The organism is Faecalicatena contorta, assembly GCF_022835095.1.
In the GTDB taxonomy this organism is placed as follows: domain Bacteria; phylum Bacillota; class Clostridia; order Lachnospirales; family Lachnospiraceae; genus Faecalicatena; species Faecalicatena contorta.
The window spans coordinates 3247468-3266767 of sequence record NZ_BQNQ01000001.1; the positions used below are offsets into that span (position 1 = coordinate 3247468).

General features: G+C 47.0%; 22 protein-coding genes. 5 read left to right on the forward strand and 17 right to left on the reverse strand.

What is annotated here, in order from left to right; genetic code table 11:
• Window positions 1-68 precede the first annotated feature (68 nt).
• From trmD to MWG26_RS14640, 9 genes are all read right to left on the reverse strand, one after another.
• Window positions 69-761, reverse strand: a complete 693-nt coding sequence (trmD, locus tag MWG26_RS14600) for a tRNA (guanosine(37)-N1)-methyltransferase TrmD (protein WP_044927210.1) — start codon at window positions 759-761, stop codon at window positions 69-71.
• Window positions 758-1264 carry a ribosome maturation factor RimM gene (rimM, locus tag MWG26_RS14605; RefSeq protein WP_025656903.1) on the reverse strand — a complete coding sequence of 169 codons (507 nt, stop codon included), beginning with the start codon at window positions 1262-1264 and terminating at the stop codon, window positions 758-760. The genes trmD and rimM overlap by 4 nt, the downstream gene beginning before the upstream one ends.
• 157 nt (window positions 1265-1421) lie before the next feature.
• On the reverse strand, window positions 1422-1652 hold the full coding sequence (locus MWG26_RS14610) for a KH domain-containing protein (protein ID WP_025656902.1): 231 nt from the start codon (window positions 1650-1652) through the stop codon (window positions 1422-1424).
• Between the two features lie 23 nt (window positions 1653-1675).
• Window positions 1676-1921 (reverse strand): 30S ribosomal protein S16, encoded by a 246-nt coding sequence (gene rpsP, locus MWG26_RS14615; protein ID WP_009003357.1) that lies wholly within the window; start codon window positions 1919-1921, stop codon window positions 1676-1678.
• A 47-nt stretch (window positions 1922-1968) separates the two neighbouring features.
• On the reverse strand, window positions 1969-3324 hold the full coding sequence (gene ffh / locus MWG26_RS14620) for a signal recognition particle protein (RefSeq protein ID WP_025656901.1): 1356 nt from the start codon (window positions 3322-3324) through the stop codon (window positions 1969-1971).
• A gap of 1 nt (window position 3325) precedes the next feature.
• Complete coding sequence (ylxM, locus tag MWG26_RS14625; protein WP_025656900.1) at window positions 3326-3697, reverse strand: YlxM family DNA-binding protein; 372 nt, start codon at window positions 3695-3697, stop codon at window positions 3326-3328.
• 98 nt (window positions 3698-3795) lie between these two features.
• Window positions 3796-4707, reverse strand: a complete 912-nt coding sequence (locus tag MWG26_RS14630) for a S8 family peptidase (protein WP_025656899.1) — start codon at window positions 4705-4707, stop codon at window positions 3796-3798.
• A gap of 67 nt (window positions 4708-4774) precedes the next feature.
• Window positions 4775-5503, reverse strand: coding sequence for a response regulator (locus tag MWG26_RS14635; RefSeq protein ID WP_025656898.1), 729 nt, complete (start codon window positions 5501-5503; stop codon window positions 4775-4777).
• Window positions 5500-8178 carry a sensor histidine kinase gene (locus tag MWG26_RS14640; RefSeq protein ID WP_117441308.1) on the reverse strand — a complete coding sequence of 893 codons (2679 nt, stop codon included), beginning with the start codon at window positions 8176-8178 and terminating at the stop codon, window positions 5500-5502. The genes MWG26_RS14635 and MWG26_RS14640 overlap by 4 nt, the downstream gene beginning before the upstream one ends.
• A gap of 434 nt (window positions 8179-8612) precedes the next feature.
• Between MWG26_RS14640 and MWG26_RS14645 the strand changes: the two genes are divergently transcribed.
• On the forward strand, window positions 8613-8846 hold the full coding sequence (locus MWG26_RS14645) for a chorion class high-cysteine HCB protein 13 (protein WP_081733163.1): 234 nt from the start codon (window positions 8613-8615) through the stop codon (window positions 8844-8846).
• Between the two features lie 284 nt (window positions 8847-9130).
• On the opposite strand, the gene MWG26_RS14650 is transcribed toward MWG26_RS14645, so the two are convergent.
• Window positions 9131-9277, reverse strand: a complete 147-nt coding sequence (locus MWG26_RS14650; RefSeq protein WP_167702483.1) for a hypothetical protein — start codon at window positions 9275-9277, stop codon at window positions 9131-9133.
• A 128-nt stretch (window positions 9278-9405) separates the two neighbouring features.
• Here MWG26_RS14650 and MWG26_RS14655 point away from each other — a divergent pair, with 128 nt between their 5' ends.
• Both MWG26_RS14655 and MWG26_RS14660 read left to right on the forward strand, forming a co-directional pair.
• The gene (locus tag MWG26_RS14655; RefSeq protein WP_025656896.1) at window positions 9406-10203 is read left to right on the forward strand and encodes a hypothetical protein; all 798 of its coding nucleotides are present in this window, start codon (window positions 9406-9408) and stop codon (window positions 10201-10203) included.
• Window positions 10163-10441 carry a hypothetical protein gene (locus tag MWG26_RS14660; protein WP_025656895.1) on the forward strand — a complete coding sequence of 93 codons (279 nt, stop codon included), beginning with the start codon at window positions 10163-10165 and terminating at the stop codon, window positions 10439-10441. Before MWG26_RS14655 ends, MWG26_RS14660 begins: the two co-directional genes overlap by 41 nt.
• 40 nt (window positions 10442-10481) lie before the next feature.
• Here the strand turns inward: MWG26_RS14660 and MWG26_RS14665 are convergent, their stop codons facing one another.
• The 6 genes from MWG26_RS14665 to MWG26_RS14690 all read right to left on the reverse strand — a co-directional run bounded on the left by MWG26_RS14665 (window position 10482) and on the right by MWG26_RS14690 (window position 15041).
• Window positions 10482-10955, reverse strand: coding sequence for an acyl-CoA thioesterase (locus MWG26_RS14665; protein WP_025656894.1), 474 nt, complete (start codon window positions 10953-10955; stop codon window positions 10482-10484).
• On the reverse strand, window positions 10956-11441 hold the full coding sequence (locus MWG26_RS14670) for a hypothetical protein (protein WP_025656893.1): 486 nt from the start codon (window positions 11439-11441) through the stop codon (window positions 10956-10958).
• 9 nt (window positions 11442-11450) lie between these two features.
• Window positions 11451-12191 (reverse strand): tRNA pseudouridine(38-40) synthase TruA, encoded by a 741-nt coding sequence (truA, locus tag MWG26_RS14675; protein ID WP_025656892.1) that lies wholly within the window; start codon window positions 12189-12191, stop codon window positions 11451-11453.
• 66 nt (window positions 12192-12257) lie between these two features.
• Complete coding sequence (locus tag MWG26_RS14680) at window positions 12258-12659, reverse strand: ribosomal maturation YjgA family protein (RefSeq protein WP_025656891.1); 402 nt, start codon at window positions 12657-12659, stop codon at window positions 12258-12260.
• A 112-nt stretch (window positions 12660-12771) separates the two neighbouring features.
• Complete coding sequence (gene feoB, locus MWG26_RS14685; protein WP_025656890.1) at window positions 12772-14817, reverse strand: ferrous iron transport protein B; 2046 nt, start codon at window positions 14815-14817, stop codon at window positions 12772-12774.
• Entirely contained in the window at window positions 14814-15041 is a 228-nt protein-coding gene (locus MWG26_RS14690) for a FeoA family protein (protein WP_025656889.1), read from the reverse strand. Before MWG26_RS14690 ends, feoB begins: the two co-directional genes overlap by 4 nt.
• A 217-nt stretch (window positions 15042-15258) precedes the next feature.
• Between MWG26_RS14690 and MWG26_RS14695 the strand changes: the two genes are divergently transcribed.
• Together MWG26_RS14695 and MWG26_RS14700 are read left to right on the forward strand one after the other, a co-directional pair.
• Window positions 15259-16242: a putative ABC transporter permease gene (locus tag MWG26_RS14695; protein ID WP_025656888.1), complete on the forward strand. Its 984-nt coding sequence runs from the start codon at window positions 15259-15261 to the stop codon at window positions 16240-16242.
• 62 nt (window positions 16243-16304) lie between these two features.
• On the forward strand, window positions 16305-18425 hold the full coding sequence (locus MWG26_RS14700; protein WP_025656887.1) for an EAL domain-containing protein: 2121 nt from the start codon (window positions 16305-16307) through the stop codon (window positions 18423-18425).
• 293 nt (window positions 18426-18718) lie between these two features.
• Here the strand turns inward: MWG26_RS14700 and MWG26_RS14705 are convergent, their stop codons facing one another.
• Window positions 18719-19297 carry a signal peptidase I gene (locus MWG26_RS14705; protein ID WP_025656886.1) on the reverse strand — a complete coding sequence of 193 codons (579 nt, stop codon included), beginning with the start codon at window positions 19295-19297 and terminating at the stop codon, window positions 18719-18721.
• Window positions 19298-19300: the final 3 nt, after the last annotated feature.

Consider the following 19300-nt stretch of genomic DNA (forward strand, 5'->3'; position numbering starts at 1 on the left):
AAGCTCTGCCAATATTAAGGAATGGGATATCTGTGAAAGCATCATAAAATGCACACAGATATCCCTCTTTACAATCCGCCCCTCTTCTCCAGCAGATCCGGCCGCCGTTCCCTGGTCCTCAATACAGCTTGTTCCCGCCGCCACTTTTCAATATTTGCATGATGCCCGGAAAGCAGCACCTCCGGCACTTTTTTCCCATGCCATTCCTCCGGCCTTGAGTACTGCGGATATTCCAGCAGGTTATCCTGAAAGGATTCAAATTCCGCCGACACATCATTGTGCAGAACTCCCGGAACCAGCCGTGATATCGCATCCACCATGACCATAGCGGGAAGTTCTCCCCCGGTTAGCACATAATCCCCGATGGAGACATAATCCGTCACAATCTCTTCCAGCACCCTCTCGTCGATCCCCTCATAATGTCCGCAGAGCAGCACCAGTTCATGTTCCTGCGCCAGTTCCTCTGCCATCTTCTGATCGAAAGTCTTACCCTGCGGTGAAAGATAGATCACCCTGGGCTGCCTCTCCAGCCTCCCGGCGATAGATTGGTACGCCTGATACACCGGCTCTGCCTGCATCAGCATGCCGGCCCCTCCCCCGTAAGGATAATCATCCACGCTCTGGTGTTTATTAAATGCATAATCCCGGATATTTACGGCCTCAATTGACAGCAGGCCGTTATTCACAGCCCGCCCTATTATGCTTGTATTCAACCCGTCCATCACCATTTCCGGGAATAAAGTCAGTATATGAAAATTCATGATATTAGCCCCTCCAGCAGATGCACCTTCATCGTCTGTTCCTCCACATTCACATCCAGTATGCAGTCGTGAATCGCCGGAATCAGCACCTCTCCATGTTCCGGTGACTCTACCACATAGACTTCGTTCGCTCCGGTCTCGATTACATCCTTCAGCACACCGAACTCACCGTCCTCCGTATACACCTTCATACCGATCAGATCCGCGATATAGTATTCGCCCTCCTCCAGGCTGACCGCATCCTCCCGGGACACAAGCAGACTTTTTCCTTTGTATTTTTCTACATCATTTATATCATCAATTCCCTTAAACTTTACAATGACGAACTGCTTAAAAAACTTTACGCCCTGTATCTCCATGAGAATGTGTTCTTTTCCCGTATCAAGTATCACCTGTTTTAAACTTTTAAATCTAGCCGCGTCGTCTGTCGTCGGGAACACCTTGACTTCCCCGCGGATTCCATGAGTAGAGGAAATCACCCCTACCTGTAAGAACTGTTCCATATTCTTCTCCTGTATCTGTTTTCTTAATTTAACTTCACATAAGACGGCATCCCGTCCAGTCTCCATAAAATGAGTCAGACACCCGCCATTTTACAGATAAAAGGAAAGGGGCAGTCTCTTTATGCTGGCGCATGAAGGCTGTCCCCCTTAAATTCTGCTATTGTATAATATCAACAACAACTCTCTTATCTTCCTTGGCAGCAGCTGCCTTCACTACAGAACGGATCGCCTTTGCAATACGGCCCTGTTTTCCAATAACCTTGCCCATATCGCCGTCAGCGACACGAACTTCTAACACAGTAGTCCTGCCGTCCTGTCTTTCAGTCACAACAACGCTGTCCGGTTCGTCTACTAATGCTTTCGCAATTACTTCAACTAATTCTTTCATCTAAGCCACCTCCGCGGAACAGCTTATTTCTCAATGCCTGCTGCTTTCAAGATTTTTCCTACTACTTCTGTAGGCTGAGCTCCGTTGTTTAACCACTTCTTAGCTGCTTCCTCGTCTACCTTGATTCCGCTTGGCTCCAGGTTCGGATCATATGTTCCGATTTCCTCGATGAACTTACCATCTCTTGGAGATCTGGAATCTGCAACTACGATTCTATAGAAAGGAGCCTTCTTCTGTCCCATTCTTTTTAATCTGATTTTTACTGCCATTTTTTTCACCTCTTCTTATTATTTTTTCTTTTTTGTTAATTTATGTGTTAAAAAGGAAGCCTAAACTTGCCTTTCTTACCACCTTTGCCGCCCATCATGCCCGGAAGTTTCTTCATCATCTTCCTTGCCTCATTGAACTGCTTCACCATACGGTTCACTTCTGATATATTCACGCCGGCGCCTCTGGCTATTCGGTGCTTTCTGGATGGATTTAACAGATCCGGGTTGCTGCGTTCCTCCAGTGTCATGGAATGGATCATAGCCTCCATCCGGGCCATTTTCTTGTCATTTTCCTCGGAATCCAAATCCGGCAGCTTCGAGTTCATGCCGCCGAGTCCCGGCATCATGCTCATGACGCTTGACAGACCGCCCATCTTTTTCATCTGGCTCATGCTTTCCAGATAATCATCAAAATCAAACTGGGCCTTCTTCATCTTCTCTGTCATCTTTTTGGCTTTTTCTTCGTCTATCTCCGCCCCTGCTTTTTCAATCAGAGTCAGGACATCCCCCATACCCAAAATACGGGAAGCCATTCGGTCCGGATAAAACTGTTCCAGGTCGGAAAGTTTTTCTCCCATACCTACATATAAAATCGGCCTTCCGGTTACGGCTTTGATTGACAGCGCCGCACCGCCCCGGGTGTCACCGTCCAGCTTCGTAACAATGACTCCGTCAATTCCGATCTTTTCATGAAAACTTCCGGCAACATTCACCGCATCCTGTCCGGTCATTGCATCCACGACCAGGATCGTCTGATGCACTGTGACTGTCTCCTTAATCTCCTGAAGCTCCCCCATCATATCTTCATCAATGTGAAGACGTCCGGCGGTATCCAGTATCACAATGTTGTTGCCATTCTTTACCGCGTGTTCATAAGCGGCCTTTGCAATGTCCGCAGGCTTGTTCTTATCCCCCATGGAAAATACTTCCACACCCTGCTTCTCTCCATTTATCTGTAACTGCTTGATTGCTGCCGGCCTATATACATCGCATGCCACAAGCAGCGGTTTCTTGCCCTTTAACTTGTACTTTCCGGCCAGCTTAGCTGTAGTCGTCGTCTTACCGGCTCCCTGAAGGCCCGCCATCATAATCACCGTGATCGCACTGCCCGGCTGCAGCTGTATCTCCGTCGTCTCGGATCCCATCAGCTTGACCATCTCTTCGTTTACGATCTTAATAACCATCTGGCCCGGATTCAGTCCGTTCATCACGTCCTGCCCGACCGCGCGTTCCTGTACATCTTTGACAAATCCCTTAACTACCTTAAAATTGACGTCTGCTTCCAGAAGCGCCATCTTTACTTCCTTCAGGGCCGTCTTCACATCGTCTTCCGTAAGCCGTCCCTTACTGCGGAGGTTTTTAAATACGTTTTGAAGCTTTTCAGTTAAACTGTCAAATGCCATTCTATAACTCCTCTATAATAGTATCCGAAATTCTCCGGATTCTCTCAGCCATTACTTCCGGCTCCACATCTCGACTCTCGTAAGAGTCAAGCACATCATTAATCTCCTGCACCATCTTTTTTACAGAAAGAAACTTCTCAACAAGATGCAGCTTGCTCTCGTACCCTTCCAGAATCTTCTGGCAGCGCCTGACCAGGTCGTGGACACCCTGTCTGCTGATCCCTTCAGACTGCGCAATCTCGCTTAATGACAAATCTTCCAGCACAAACTGCCCATAAATCTCTTTTTGGTGATCCGTGAGTAGTTCACCATAAAAATCATATAACAACGCCTGTTCCAAAATCTCATTCACAATCATCACCTTTGTTATCATACTAAAAAGCAGGGCGGGTGTCAAGTATTTTTTCTTGACACCTGCCTTATTTTTTTATCCGCTTTTAAACTTGTTTTTCCAAACTGTATTCCAGCAAATTACATCGTAAGCAGTTTTCCTACGTTGAGCATCCCCCAGCCCTGTGCCGAGCACTCATTTCTGACACAGGACTCACGTAGCTTAAGCTTTACCTCCACATTGGTCATATCCGGAAATTTTGACAGCATGCAGGCGATCGCTCCCGACACCACAGGCGTTGCCATCGAGGTGCCGCTTTTTGTGACATATGGCTTCTGCCAGCGGTTGGTATAATCTCCGTTACAGCTCAGGATATTCGTCCCAGGCGCCAGCAAATCCGGCTTAATAACGCAAGCATCCGTAGGGCCGTTCCCCGAATAATTCCATTCTCTGCCGCCGCGCCCCGCAACGATCGATCTTTTCTCCCCCACTGCCCCTACGGTTATCACTTTCCTGCTGGTACCCGGAACGGCGACTGTCCCCGCGCCCGGTCCATAATTTCCTGCTGAGACGACCACCACAAGCCCTTCATCCCAAAGCGCTTCCACAGCATCCACAAGTCTTTGTTCCTGTGCTCTCTCCACTCCCGGCTGTGTTCCCACAGAGATATTCACAATGCGGAGTTTCACCCTTTTGTGGATCATAAGCAGCCAGTCAATTCCCTCAAGAACATCCTCCACCGAGCCGTTCCCCGTATGATCCAGTACCTTTCCTACCAGAATCTCCGCCCGCGGTGCCATCCCGGCGTATACCCCCGAGGACAGCCTCCCGCTCCCGGCAAGGATTCCAGAAACATGCGTTCCGTGCTTACCATCATCATATATTTTATCTTTATGATTAACAAAATCGCGAAAACCAATAATTCTTCTATCAAAATCAGGGTGAAGCGTGATTCCGGTATCCAGTACCGCTGCGCGCACACCCTGTCCCAGGTACTTATTAGTAATGATATCCGGGCACCAATATCCAACAGTCTGCTTTACCCATTTCATGAAAACACCTTTTTTAATATGATATTCAGAAATGTTGTCCCTGTCTACTAATTCCACGCCCCGTCTGTTAACTAACCTCAGTCTTCTCATCTACCCGCAGCATCCGGTACCCTACGCCTATATGAGTCTGGATATACTGCGGATTGGATTTATCTTTTTCAATTTTTTTGCGGAGTGACGCCATATACACTCTGAGAGAGGACATATCGCTTTCAATCGCATTCACCCAGACTTTATCCAGAATAAACTGGTATGTCAGCACTTTTCCAACATTCTGCGCGAGCAGACAGAGCAGGCTGTACTCCAAAGGCATGAGATGAATCTCTTTTTCTCCCACAAAGACAGTTCCTGCGCCGTAATCAATCACCAGATCCCCATCTTTAAACACACTGGAGTTCTGATCCTTCGTCCGCATGAGATACTGCACCCTGCGCAGCGTGGAACGCAGTCTTGCCAGCAGCTCCTCCACACTGAACGGTTTTGTCAGATAATCATCAGCCCCGGCGTCCAGAGCTTCCACTTTATCCCTGTCATCACTTCTTGCGCTGATCACGATCACCGGCGCAACAGACCACGTCCGGATCTTTCGGATCACCTCGATACCGTCCATATCCGGCAGCCCCAGGTCCATCAGTATGATATCCGGATTGCCGGAAGCCGCAGCCATGACCGCCTGGTTTCCGTTAGCAGCAGTCTCATATTTATAATCCTGGGATTCCAGCGTTGTGGTGATCAGATTTCTGACCGGCATATCATCCTCGACAACAAGAATAAAAGGTTTGCCATTCACTGTCATAATGTTACTTCCTCCACTTCCAATTCAAAACAAAATACGGTTCCCTTCGGAACATTGTCAAATACTTTTAACTCGCTTCCATGAGCATTGATAATGGATTTGCACAAAGTCAGCCCTAGGCCCATCCCCCGCCTGCCGTCGGTAACCGCATGGCCTGCGGTATAAAACATCTGGAACAGCTTGGGCTTGAGCTCTGCCGGAATCCCCGGTCCATTATCTGCTACCGAGATCACGGCCTTATTTCCCTGTTTTAGCGCTTTAATCCAGATCTCGGAGCCTGCCGGCGTATATTTTACCGCATTGTCCGTCAGATTAATCAACACCTGAAGCATTAATTTTACATCCATCTTCGCCATCAGCAGCTCATCACATTCCACGTGGATCTTCTGTTCTTTTCCGCGCCGGTTCACGTGATGCAGCGCTTCTTCGATCACATCTTCCACAATCTCGCCCTGAAGGTTCAGTTCCATCGTGCCATTCTCAATCCTGGTGACAGAAAGCAGATTTTCAACCAAATTAATCAGCCACATGGAATCATCATAGATATCTTTGTAAATCTTCTTTCTCTGCTCCTTTTCCACTTCGCCTTCATTGATCAAAAGGGTCTCGGCATTGCCCGATATACTGGTAAGAGGCGTCCGCAGATCGTGGGAAATAGAGCGCAGCAGATTCGCACGCAGCTGTTCCTTCTGCAGCTTCAGGTCAATCTCCTGCTGTTGTACGAGGAGTGCCTCCTTCTCCAACGCAAACGCGCACTCGTTCAAAATTGCCCCCATAACGCCTTCTTCAAAAGCTGGTATCGGCTTCTTCTCCATATCAATCCCGACCACCGCAAAAACTCTCTCCCCGCTCCTGACCGCGGCAAAAAGGAAGCGGGAACCCGGAAGCGTCTGGGTGGAAAAGCCTGCATGTTTATTGTTGCGGAAGGTCCACTGGGCAACTCCCAATTCCTCCTCCCCCAGCACATCCGGCGCATCCGGATCTTTCTTATATACAATCGGCCTGTTTTTCGCCGATGGTTTCCCGAGATAGAAATAAATATTCTTCTCCAGAAGCATTCCCAGCTGCTGAATCGTTCTTGAAGCAATCTCCTGGGTGGTACCCGCATCCTGCAGCTTTCTGCTGGTTTCCAAAAGCAGTTCCGTACGGTAGGCCTTCCTGGCATTCTGGCGGGCATAGTTCTTCACCTGCTTGGTAAGCGCCGAGCTGCACAGGGAAGTGACAAACATCACAAAAAATGTAATAAAGTATCCCGGATCATTGACAGACAGCGTCCGCACCGGATCCGTAAAAAAATAATTAAACACAAGCACGCTGAAAACACTTGTAATTATACCCCAGATCTGATGGCTGGTAAACATAGCCGATGTCAGCACACCCAGGATATATACCATGACCAGATTGGCGTCGCTGAATCCGAGCCTGGTGAAGATCAGGGCAATTGCCGTGGACACGCCCAGGCTGACAATACATATGAGCGCATCAAGCCAGGCCTTCTTATATGTCTCTTCCCGCCTCTTTTTTACGCGGCCTCTGTACCTCTTATCGAATGCATCCGGGATCAGAAAGATTTCCAGGTTCGGCGCCAGCCTGGATAGCTGTTCGGATACGCTGTCCCGGATAAACAAAAGCCTTCGTTTTGTATAAGTTCTGCCCAGAACAACCTTGGAGACTCGGGATGCCTGCGCATACGCCGCAATTTCTTCTACGATATCATTTCCATAGGAAGTTACGATTTTTGCTCCCAGCTGTTCCGCCAGCCGCGTATTATCATTCAGCCCCTTCTGATCCGCCTTCGACATATTGGCCGAATCGGGCGTTTCCACATAGAGCGCAGTCAGTTTGCCGTGAAATGCATTCGCCATCCGGGCCGCCTGCCGGATCACCTTGCCGTTGGAAGGCGAAGGGGACAAGCATACCATAAGATGTTCCGCTGTCTCATTGCTGGCATGGATCATGCTGTCCTGGGCAAGATTCACACGGTCAGCCATACGCCGCAGTGCAATTTCCCGCAGAGAGATCAGGTTATCCTTTGTAAAAAAGTTGGAAAGTGCCCGGTCCGCCTGCTTTTCCTTATAGATCTTCCCGGCCTTCAGCCGCTCCAGCAGCTCCTCCGGCTCAATATCCACCATCTCCACCTGATCCGCCTCGTCAAACACGCTGTCGGGAATCCGTTCCCGCACAAGCACCCCCGTAATCCCTGCAATGGTGTCGTTCAGACTCTCCAAGTGCTGTACATTGACCGTAGTATAAACATTAATCCCCGCCTTCAAAAGCTCCTTTATATCCTGGTAACGTTTGGCATGGATACTGCCCTGTGCGTTTGTATGCGCCAGTTCATCCACCAGAATCAGTTCGGGTTTTCTGAGCAGCGCAGCCTCCAGGTCAAATTCATGGAGACGTATGCCGTGATATTCCACCTCTTTTACAGAAAGCATCTCCAGACCCTGCGTCAGAGCCATCGTCTCCGGCCTAGTATGCGGTTCTATGTAGCCTGCCACCACGTCAATTCCTGCGTCTTTCGCCTTGTGGGCAGACGACAGCATGGCATAGGTTTTTCCTATGCCTGCCGCGTAACCAAAAAATATTTTTAATCTGCCTTTTCCGCTTTGTTCTTTCTCAGCCTCCATCAGCTGTTTCAAAAACAGATCCGGCTTTCTGCTGTCTTCCTTCATCCTATCAATTCCTTTGCCGTTTCCTTTCTGCTATCTTACTTCAGAATCTTCTGCATTGCAAGATGAAACCCTTTCAGACATTAGGATACATCGCTGTCCGGGTTATTCTTAGAACAAGTGGGCAAGCCCACCTCAACTCTCCGCCCCCTCACTCATGAGGGGCTTGCACACTTTGGCGCCGCCGCAATGCCGCTTTGCGGCTATATACCTTATGGCGGCGTGTGCATCCCCCGAAGGGTTTTATATAATAGGAAAGTGCTAAGTACTTTCCTATATAAAATAACACATACACCATAAAATAGGTGTGAAAGAACCCCGGCCGGATATTAAAATGGTATAAAAATCTTTTTAAAAATAATTAGGGAAATCTTTTCACACATTTGTAACCACCTACATATTATGAACTGTAATCAAACATATATGGAGGATTTAACATGAGTGATTTAAGTGCTACAAACTGCGGATGTGGATGCGAAACTAGCTGCGGAGGATGCGGAAACGGAATGTCTTCTTGTCTGTGGATCATTATCCTGCTTTGCTGCTGCGGCGGCAACGGCTTTGGCGGCGGATGCGGCAATGGCTGCGGCGGCAACGACAGCTGCCTGTGGATCATCATCCTGCTTTGCTGCTGCGGCGGCTTTGGCGGCGGAAACAACTGCGGATGCTAATTCCAAACCAGTAAAACTTACCAGAACAGGAATTTCTGCCCGGGCCATCCCGTAACATTTACGTTTCGGGCGCCCAAAGGCAGGAAATAAAAACAGCCCCGGTACAGATCTTTGTACCGGGGTTATTTTATGATATAGGAAATTCATTCAGAATTTCCTATATCATAAAACCCTATGGGAGAATGCACACGCCGCAATAAAGTATATAGCCGCCAAACGGCATCGCGGCGGCGCCAGCTTGCCCACTTTGTTCTAGCATTCTAAAAATGGATTTACCCGCATGGTTATGGTTTTGCCTTATTCTGATCCTGCGGCCTTTTTTTCCCCTCCGGCTCTTTGTTCCCTTTCTTCTCTTCCATTCGTTTCTTCAGCATGCAATCCTCGTCTATCTCATACACCGCATTTCCATCGATAATCAGTTTTCTTTTCATTTTGAAACCGCCCTTTCCTTTCTATTCCCTATTATAGTATGTAGGAGTCCTCACTTTAGTCTTATCCCATCCTCATATTTTTATACTTCTCATCATATATATTTACAACGTGATAAACAGGAGTGAATATGGAAAAGAAAACGCCAAAACCAATGACACCGTTTGATGAACTGGTTACACCGCCCCAGCTTCAGATGCTGAAGCTGTTTCTGCCCTACACTCCTGCTTCTAACCAGCAGTTTTTGGGAATATTCATAAAATTCCAGGAGCTCCAGCAGACAATTTCTTTTTTTCAGAATTTCGAAAACGATTTACATAGCCAGGCCTTTGGCAGCGACCAGGCACCATCGATGATGGAGATGCTCCAGGAGTTAAGGCCCTATCTGCCGCAGCAGCAGGCGGAAATGATGGACACATTTCTGAATATGATGAATATAATGGAAATGGTACAAATGTTCCAGGAAAGCTCTCAGGGCCAGGAAAATGGTTTTTCAGGCACAGACAGCGGTTTTTCATCCGAAAACAGTTTTGCCGGAGCCTCCGGCGGCGGAACTGACCACATGGGCGGCATGGGAAATATGTTTTCCGGAGGCTTCAATCCCATGGATATGATGATGGGGATGCTGACTCCTGACCAGCAGAATATGTTCCAGATGTACAATAGCATGTTTTCCGGGGATACGTCCTTTGACCCAGGTACAGGGGAGGATTCTGCTCATGCGGAAGCCCCAAAAGAAACCTCCTCTATGGAAGATACCACAGAAGACATCTCCCATGGAAATGAACCATGGGCCCCTGCTTCGGCGGAAAATGCACCAACCCAAACTGATACAGCAGACAATGCCCCTATGGGGAATGATTCATTTATGGAAGGAGATGATATAGATGAACGAATGGATGAACAATCCGGCTATGAAAAATATTGACCCCATAAAACTGGAACTGATTCAAATGGCTGCTTCCCAGACCGCCGGCAAATCCGGCAGAGACCTGGCCCCCATCATGATGGCCCTGATCACAAATGCAAACAAAAAGGGTATCAGTTTTTCCGGGGACGAGATGTCACTGATCCTGGAAATAATGAAAGATGGAAAGTCCAAAGATGAGCAGGCGCAGATCGACAGAACCATCAATATGGTCAGCTCTTTTATGAAGAAAAAATGATCCCCCAATAACCCGGAGGATAAAAAGGAAAGAAGAAGGCCTAAAAACCTTCTTCTTTCCTTTTTATCCTCATCTCTCTTCTCTTTTTTGCTGCTTCCCATTCTGCCTTTTCTTCCTCACTCTCCAGAATCAGGCGCGGCACCCGCTTAGGCTTGTCATTCTCGTCCAACGCAACCATCGTAAAATAGGCACGGTTAATCGGCCTGCGCATCCCGTCCATATTTTCCACATAAGTATCAACCCTGACTTCCATGGACGTATTACCCACATAAGTCGCCTTCCCGATAATCACAATCACATCCTTCTGATAAGCCCCCTGAATAAAACGCAAATTATCCACCGAGGCCGTAATAATGTTGCTCCTGGTATGGCGCTTCGCCACCAGCCCGGCCACATCATCCAGCCACTGCATCAGAATCCCGCCAAACAAACGCCCCGCCGCATTCAAATGATTCGGCCGTACCATATGCACCGTTTCCACCCTGGAATCCGCAACTCTTCTCTCTTCTATCATCTAACCCAACTCCAATCCGCATTCCTGCGCTATATTTTTATAACCCTCCAGCGTCTCCCCCTCTTCACAAAACAAAGGATATTCCAGACCATAATTTCCCCAGACCACCGCTTTTTGCTTCGTAAAATAAAAAGTAGAAAACAGCCAGTTCCTGGCAGTAATCTCCGCAAGAAAAACCAGATTTTCCGCCACCAAAGGATAGTATACCTGCCTGGGTTCCGTTTCAAACTGCAAAAATACACTTTTTTCCTCATCACTCAACCCAGCCACAAATCCACGCTGTTCCTCCTCAGTCAGCACCGAATAATAAAAATCCGCAAAAGAAGCGCCCTCATTCACCACCAGACACCGCTCCAAAAAGCACTGCATCGCCAGCTTATCCCCTCTAAGAGTCACAGCCTCAAACCGCAAAAAACCATCCTGAACATTCTCAATCAAAAGCGCCCCCCGCGCCGCCAGTTCCCCTTCACTCAAAGACCGAAACATAATCTCCTCCTATAAATACCCCTCCACCTTCTCCAAAAACATCCCTTTCGGATCACAAGGTGCGCTCGCCTCTTCCGCCCCCGAAAAGACTGCCTCAATACATTCCACCTTCCGTTTCCCAAGCCCGATATCAAGCAAGGTTCCAACAATCATCCTCGGCATATTATGCAAAAAATCATTTGCCCGAATACGAATCTGAATCTCTTCCGCATCACCATGGATGTCTATATTATAAATCTCTTTTTCCGTAGACTTACTCTTCTTAACAGTTGAAAAATGTTTAAAATCGTGTCTTCCGGCCAATAAAAGAGCCGCCTGCTGCATAACACCCACATCCGGGGTGCGGAACGCATAATAAGTATATTTCCGGTTAAATACACTGGGCACCGCGCCAATAGCAATCCGATACAGATAACTCCTGGACTTCGCATTCAGTGAAGCATGAAAACGCTCCGGCATCTCCTCCGCAGAAAGAACCGCAATATCCATAGGCAGATAACGGTTCAGATACTGCCGTATTTCATCCGCTTTCATATCCGAAGTAGTCTTAAAATTAACCACCTGCCCATAAGCGTGAACCCCAACCTCAGTCCTGGCCCCACAAAACAGTTCCACATCCTCCGCGGTCATTTTATGAATCACATCCAGCAGCCTGTTCGCCACCGTATTTGCCGACTCCCCCTTACCAAGCCTCTGCCATCCCTGATAGCGCGCCCCGTCATACTCCAAAACTAACTTAATATTATGCATTCTTATCACTCCTCCATATTGTCGAATTCCGCGAAACTCACACTTGCAGCGGCCGCATCATGCCAGCTACTTTTTCTGCCTCATTCCCGTCCAGTTCAATATCCCAATCTCAATACCTACTCCTATCAGAATTCCAACGGTATAACACACTAAATCACTCCATAAAAAACCATATTCCAAAATCAATCCTCCCAGTGTAGTGTGGCGCAATACATTTATCCAATCTGCTTGATACAATTGGGAAAACTCTATTGCAAAAGAGAACACCAATGCCGCCAGCATCACTTTTGCAGCAGCCATTTTAGAAAATAGGAATCCAATTCCCCAAAATACCATCATAGCCCACAAGGCATCACCCGCATAGTTCCTCAGAAATACCGGCAGACAGTCACCAAATTGCCTTGACGCAAGCCCTAATACCATTGTAATTACAATTAAAGCAAAATAAATAATTCTACTCCTTTTCATAAATACTCCTTTTATATAGGCTGGCCTGCACGCTCCCTTTATTGATGTTGCCAATTACAGCTATAGGCGGCAGACATCCTTTTTACAAAAGTACCTCTGCCACTTAAACTCCTCAGAAGAATATCCCCGCTATGTGATAGGCCAGGAAACTTACACACCACGCCACTGCCAGCTGGAATAACACGATCCCGACTGTGATCTTTTTACTCCCCACCTCCCGGTTAATCGTAGCGATTGTAGCCGTACAAGGTACATAGAGCAGACAGAATACCATTAATGCATAGGCGTTGGCCGCTCCGAAGCCCATAGCCCCCAGTGTTCCCACAAAGCTTGCCATTCCATGGCCCGTGGTAATATTCTGGATACCAAACAGTACACTGCAGCTGGATACCACGACTTCCTTTGCGGCAATCCCCGCAATCAGGGCTACAATGATCTGCCAGTAGCCAAGACCCAGCGGTTTAAATATTGGCACAATAGCCTTTCCGATCATAGATCCAAAACTCTGGGAAATGTCTGTCACATATCCAGCAGTTCCAAAATTCAGGATGATCCACATAATAATCGAAGCTATAAAAATAACGGTTCCCGCCTTGGTAAGATAATCTTTCACCTTTTCCCAGACATAGATCGCAATTGTCCTCGCGTTCGGGGTCTTATACTCCGGAAGCTCAATTAAAAGGGAATGTTCCGCCTTACTTCCGTCGATTTTCGAAAGGACAAAGGCCGTTGTGATCGCAACAATAATTCCCAGCAGATACATGGAATAACAGGCCATCATCGCATGTTTTCCGAAAAACATGGAAGAAAACAGCACATAGATCGGCAGCCTTGCGCTGCAGGACATAAAAGGCGTTACCATGATTGTTTTCAGCCTGTCCTTTCTATTTTCCAGTGCCCTGGATGCCATAATCGCCGGAACGGAGCATCCGAATCCAAGCAGCATAGGCAGGAATGCCCTCCCGGAAAGCCCCAGGTGCCCCATGATATCGTCCATGACAAACGCCACTCTCGCCATGTACCCGCTATCCTCCAAAAAGGCAAGCGCCAGGAACAGGATAAAGATATTCGGCAGAAATGTCAGAATCCCTCCGACGCCTGAGATAATTCCATCCACGATCAGAGACTGCAGCATGGCGTTCACATTCCAGGCGGTAAACAGGCTGCCTGCTGCTCCGGATATCCACTCAAGCGCGATCTCAAAGTATCCCTTCAGCCAGTCCCCCACGGTAAAAGTCAGGAAGAAGACAAGAGCCATGATTCCAAGAAAGATAGGCAGCCCCAGCCATTTGCTGGTCATGAAACGGTCTGCTCTGTCCGTCCGTTCCTCTTTCTTACTCTTATTCACCAGGGTCTCCTGAATAATCTCTTCTATAAAATCATATTTCTGGTTAATGATATCCTTCTCATAACTACGGTCCATAACCTCCGGCATATTCACGGGGTATTTCTCCATAACTGCATGGTCCTGTTCCAGCATCTTTATGGCATGCCATCTTTTATTTTCCATCCTTGGATACAAACGCAGGAACTGTTCTATAATCAGATCGATCTTATCTTCTATCTCATCCTGATAAACCATTGCGTAATCGCGGTGATGATTATGTATATGTTTTGTGTTCTCAGCATGGTGATGGATAAAAGGACTCTGTCTTGCATAATCCTTGTGGTGTGCCACCGCATGCATCAGGATCTCCAGCCCGCTCATCTTTCTGGCGGAAACCGGTATTGCCGGGATGCCCAGCATCTCCGGCAGACGGTGCAGGTCAATCTCCATGCCGCGTTCTTCCACGATATCCATCATATTTAGTGCCAGTACCACTGGCTTTCCCAGCTCAATGAGCTGCAGCGTCAGATAGAGATTGCGCTCCAGACAGGAGGCGTCAACCACATCCACAATGACATCCACCTCTCCGCTCATAATGCATTCTCTGGATACCTTTTCCTCCATTGTATACGAGGTCAGACTGTAAATACCCGGAAGATCAATCAGTTTGAACTCCTGGTCCTTGTAAAATGCCTTTCCTTCTTTTTTTTCTACCGTAACTCCCGGCCAGTTCGCCACCTTCAGGTTGGCGCCTGTGTATGCATTAAATAACGTTGTCTTCCCGCAGTTCGGATTTCCTATAAATCCAACATTAATTACCCGATCGCTCATGCCCGGACCTCCTCAACCACAATGTTGTCTGCGATCCGTTTTCCCAAAGCAAATCTTGTGCCCCGGAACCTTACCGTAATCGCGCCCTTTTTATCATTATTCAATATTGTGATATTAGACCCCGTAGTAAGTCCAAGCGCCTCCAGCCTGCGCTCCAGATTCAATTCTGTATTGATCTCCTGTACCTGGTAAGTATGATGGTTTCTGCCTTCTTTTAACCTCATGGCTTTCTCCTGTAAAATGTATTTGGTATTGATAATTATTCTCCATAAGGAATTATAAATCTTTTCACACAGTAAGTCAAATAGATTGACATTTTTTGTCACAAGATTTACTCTATAAATAATAGCTTTCCGATTTCTGCGATTCTGATATGCGGGATTCATATGAGATGCAGAACATCAAAATATAAAATAACTGCCACTAAAGAGGGATATGATTATGGACATTTATTACATATTACTTTACTTTTTTGTATACGGATTTTTAGGCTGGTGCTCTGAGGTGGGATTTGCCGCTTTCAAGGAGCACAGATTTGTGAACAGAGGATTCTTGAACGGCCCTATCTGCCCTATCTATGGTGTGGGAGTCACTATAGTTATCGCATTTCTCACACCCTACAAGGACAACCTGATTATTCTCTATGTTTCTTCCGTCATTCTGGTTACCCTTCTCGAAGGCATTACTGGATGGGCAATGGACAAGATATTCCACAATAAATGGTGGGACTATTCGGAACAGCCTTTTAATATCGGCGGTTATGTATGCCTGATTTTCTCTCTGGTCTGGGGAATCGCCTGCGTGGCCATCATGGATTTTATCCACCCGCTGATCCATAAACTGCTGACTTTTCTTCCCCATACGGCAGGGATTATACTGATTGTGTTGCTGGGAATTGCTATGTTTGCGGATCTCTATGTCACTGCAACCGCAATATTCAAATTTAACAAACGTCTGGCCAGCATGGAAAAAATTGCGGGAGAACTGCACGAGATTTCCAATCAAATCGGTGAAGATATCTATGAAAAAGTAATCTTCGCCATGGAAAAGCAGGAGGTTTCCAAGCAGAAACTGGACGAGGCCGCTTCTGAACTAAGGGAAAACATACAGGAGGCCGCCTCCGGACTGAAAGAAAGAACACAGGAAGCCACTTCCGGATTGCTGGGTAAGACACAGGAGGCCACCTCCGGCTTACGCGAAAAGACGCAGGAAGCCGCCGCAGATCTGAAGGAAAAGACCCAGGAAGCCTCCGAAGAAATGCGCAGCCGCATTGCAGAACTTAAAAACCACTACCAGGAACTTGGCAGTAAAACACCGCGTGTCAGCCGCCGTCTTGTAAAAGCATTTCCTAAGATGGAGTCCAGAAGCAGTAAACATCAACTGGAAGAATTGCGAAAAAAGTTTAATCTTAAAAAGAAAAAATAACCTGCTGTGAAAAATAATTCATAACATGGAAATGGCGCTGCCATAGGGAAGGGATTATATTTATGGAGAATAATTGGGAGTTTTTTGAAAATCTGCAGGAACTCATTTTTGTGATAGATATGGAAAACCACACAATGGCCTACATGAATCATAATGCCAGGAATGCCTTTGGCTGCCCCGATCACGAGGAATACCAGAACAGAGAATGCTATGAACTTCTTCAGGGCCTTTCGACACCATGCCCGTTTTGTACGGATTCCGTTCTAGCAATGGGCAGGTTCCATGACTGGGAATACACCAATCCTCTGACTCATATAACTTATATATTAAGAGATACAATGTTCGAACTGAACGAAAAAATATACAGAATTGAGCTCGCCTATGATAAAAACAGCAGGGATATGGAAGAAAGTGAAAGTCAAAGCTTTACTCCTGACACAAAAAAGTTTTGGGATGACAATATAACCACACTTTCTGATGGCAGCACAGCTTTTCAGACCTTTATCCGTAATAATTATTTTGACGCGGAAGCCTTTTTCCGATCTGTTGCCATACCTGACGCGCCTTATTACCTGTATTTCGGCGATTTACAGAGCAACCTGTATTACATATCAGATAATATGAAAGATGATTTCGGATTCCTGGACAACATTGTTTACAATCTGATTGATGCATGGGGTGAGAAAATCAGCAATGAGCAGGACCGTATTTTATATCACGAAGATCTTCGGCACATCATGGAGCAGAAAAAAGGGGTGCACAGCCTCCGCTACCGGATTACAGACAAAAACGGCATTTCTACATGGGTACACTGCCGCGGTATTGTAAAATGGTCAGGAGATAAAGATACGCCCCTCTTTTTTTCCGGCTGTGTCTCAAGGCTGGACAGCGACTTCTCCCTGGATGCTGTCACCGGTTTTCTGCGTGAGCAGTCTGCACTGAATGACCTGGCGGCACGCATCGGCATAATGGATAGCACTCTGATCGTGGGCTTTGGCCTCAACCATTTTACCTACATCAACGACTCCAAAGGGCGAGCAACCGGCGATATGCTGCTGCGTGCAATTTCAAACTGCCTGCTGGAGAAACTGGGAAGTCTCTTCACCTTCTACCGGCTGGATGGGATCCGCTTTATGGCTGTTTCAAAACAGAATGTGTCATATGACGAAAATGAAGCCGTCGAAAACATCAGGCTCACCATTGAGGAGTGTTATTCCAAACAGAAGCTGTCCACAAAGCAGGCGGCCTCCTTCGGGATTCTGCATTTCCCGGATAACGGCGACACTCCGCAGGAAATTCTTGAAAATACAATGACATTGATCAGCATTGCTAAACTTAATCCTGATCTGAAATACAGTAAATTTTCTTCCGATGTGATAGCAAAACAGAAAGATAAGTCCATCATGGCCCTAAGCCTGAGTGAAAATGTAGAAAAAGGCTGCGAGGGCTTCCGGATCGTGGTACAGCCCATAGTCTCCCGCGATACCGGAAAGATCATTGGAGGAGAGACACTGCTTCGCTGGCGCTATCACGGACAGGAAATATCTCCTGTGGTATTTATCCCCTTGCTGGAGGAGACACGCATGATACTTCCCGTGGGGAAATGGGTTTTTGAGCAGGTTGTCTCGCTCTGCAAACAGATCCTGGTCTACCAGCCTGATTTTCTTTTATCCTTTAACGTTAGCTATCTGCAGATACTGGATGATACGTTTCTGCCTTTCATCCGGCAGACCATTGAGGAGAGCGGGCTTTTGCAAGGGCATCTGATGCTGGAACTGACAGAAACCCATTTCGATGAGATGCCTATTCGGCTGCAGGAATTCGTCGCCGAATGCCTGAAAATGGGAATCAAATTCGCATTAGATGACTTTGGGAATGGATTTTCTTCTCTGCAGATGCTTTTTAAATATCCGGTAAATGTCATCAAGCTGGATCGTACATTGATGAATGAGATCACGCATTCTTCGGAGAACCTTGATTTTATAATGAGTATTGTCTACGCCTGCCACCGGTCGAAGAAACAGGTCTGTGTGGAGGGTGTGGAGACAGATGCGGAACTGGAGATTGTTCGGCAGACGGACTGCGATATGATACAGGGGTTTTACTTTTATCGGCCTTTAGAGGTTGCGGATCTTTTAAGGATGCTTGAAGAGGGAGGGAAAATATCGGGTGAGGGGCGCTGAGAAAAAGGGGAGTCCGGCTTCTGCAGGGAATGCCCGTGCCGTTGTAATATCCGGCCGCTTGCTGAGAATCAGTAACAGACAAAATATGGGGAATAGAGGTACTTGCCGCAGTTGGCGTGAATGCCGATGCATTCACACCGCCGGCGGCAACAGGATTTGATTTTGTGAATCAAATCCTGCCCTCTATTCCCCATATTTTCTCTATAACTGATTCTATGCGCGCTCTTAGGATTTTACAACGGCACAGGCATCCCCTGCAGAAGCCGGACTCCCCTTTCTCTCAGCTGGACGCATCAGGGCGGGAGGATTTTCTCGTCCCTTTGGGACTCGCGGGTCTCCTGTTTTTCTTTTTCTGCCTGCTCTTCTTTGTCGAATTTGTCCCAAAGTAATTGATAGATTATCATGATAATCATTATGATACCTAGTTCTATTAATGCAAATGGACTTTTTAGGAATAGGACGATCCTGCCGACATAGGGGATGTGAAAAACATAGGTGCCTATGATGTCCTGGCGATGGGTTATATAATCGTCTGGCCGTTCGGCCGTTGCTCCCTGGGTCAGATATCGGGTAGAACCGTCTTCCTCGGTTTCTGTTCCACGGTAATAGTGAGTGAAGACGGCATCCTCACCCAGACGGTCTACACGGAAGGAAACGATGTCTCCTTCTTTAGGCTCTTCGTCATCTTTTAGGTTTTTAACAAGCACAGCAGAGCCAGTCGGTAAGACTGGCTCCATGCTGTCTGTTAGAATTACAAATGTTTGGTATCCTAAAAATTTATTTATCTTTTCCGGACAAATTTTCATTAAGACTATATATGCAACAAGCATAATTAGTAAAACATTCGGCAATATCTTTAATATTTTTTTCATATA

Coding starts and splice junctions, on each gene's coding strand:
- MWG26_RS14610 (WP_025656902.1), bottom strand. CDS start 1,652: ATGAAAGAATTAGTTGAAGTAATTGCGAAAGCATTAGTAGACGAACCG.
- trmD (WP_044927210.1), bottom strand. CDS start 761: ATGAATTTTCATATACTGACTTTATTCCCGGAAATGGTGATGGACGGG.
- MWG26_RS14700 (WP_025656887.1), top strand. CDS start 16,305: ATGGAGAATAATTGGGAGTTTTTTGAAAATCTGCAGGAACTCATTTTT.
- MWG26_RS14650 (WP_167702483.1), bottom strand. CDS start 9,277: ATGAAAAGAAAACTGATTATCGATGGAAATGCGGTGTATGAGATAGAC.
- ylxM (WP_025656900.1), bottom strand. CDS start 3,697: ATGATAACAAAGGTGATGATTGTGAATGAGATTTTGGAACAGGCGTTG.
- MWG26_RS14690 (WP_025656889.1), bottom strand. CDS start 15,041: ATGAGGTTAAAAGAAGGCAGAAACCATCATACTTACCAGGTACAGGAG.
- MWG26_RS14655 (WP_025656896.1), top strand. CDS start 9,406: ATGGAAAAGAAAACGCCAAAACCAATGACACCGTTTGATGAACTGGTT.
- truA (WP_025656892.1), bottom strand. CDS start 12,191: ATGCATAATATTAAGTTAGTTTTGGAGTATGACGGGGCGCGCTATCAG.
- MWG26_RS14695 (WP_025656888.1), top strand. CDS start 15,259: ATGGACATTTATTACATATTACTTTACTTTTTTGTATACGGATTTTTA.
- MWG26_RS14705 (WP_025656886.1), bottom strand. CDS start 19,297: ATGAAAAAAATATTAAAGATATTGCCGAATGTTTTACTAATTATGCTT.
- ffh (WP_025656901.1), bottom strand. CDS start 3,324: ATGGCATTTGACAGTTTAACTGAAAAGCTTCAAAACGTATTTAAAAAC.
- MWG26_RS14665 (WP_025656894.1), bottom strand. CDS start 10,955: ATGATAGAAGAGAGAAGAGTTGCGGATTCCAGGGTGGAAACGGTGCAT.
- MWG26_RS14660 (WP_025656895.1), top strand. CDS start 10,163: ATGAACGAATGGATGAACAATCCGGCTATGAAAAATATTGACCCCATA.
- rimM (WP_025656903.1), bottom strand. CDS start 1,264: ATGGAACAGTTCTTACAGGTAGGGGTGATTTCCTCTACTCATGGAATC.
- feoB (WP_025656890.1), bottom strand. CDS start 14,817: ATGAGCGATCGGGTAATTAATGTTGGATTTATAGGAAATCCGAACTGC.
- MWG26_RS14630 (WP_025656899.1), bottom strand. CDS start 4,707: ATGAAATGGGTAAAGCAGACTGTTGGATATTGGTGCCCGGATATCATT.
- MWG26_RS14635 (WP_025656898.1), bottom strand. CDS start 5,503: ATGACAGTGAATGGCAAACCTTTTATTCTTGTTGTCGAGGATGATATG.
- MWG26_RS14645 (WP_081733163.1), top strand. CDS start 8,613: ATGAGTGATTTAAGTGCTACAAACTGCGGATGTGGATGCGAAACTAGC.
- MWG26_RS14680 (WP_025656891.1), bottom strand. CDS start 12,659: ATGAAAAGGAGTAGAATTATTTATTTTGCTTTAATTGTAATTACAATG.
- rpsP (WP_009003357.1), bottom strand. CDS start 1,921: ATGGCAGTAAAAATCAGATTAAAAAGAATGGGACAGAAGAAGGCTCCT.
- MWG26_RS14640 (WP_117441308.1), bottom strand. CDS start 8,178: ATGAAGGAAGACAGCAGAAAGCCGGATCTGTTTTTGAAACAGCTGATG.
- MWG26_RS14670 (WP_025656893.1), bottom strand. CDS start 11,441: ATGTTTCGGTCTTTGAGTGAAGGGGAACTGGCGGCGCGGGGGGCGCTT.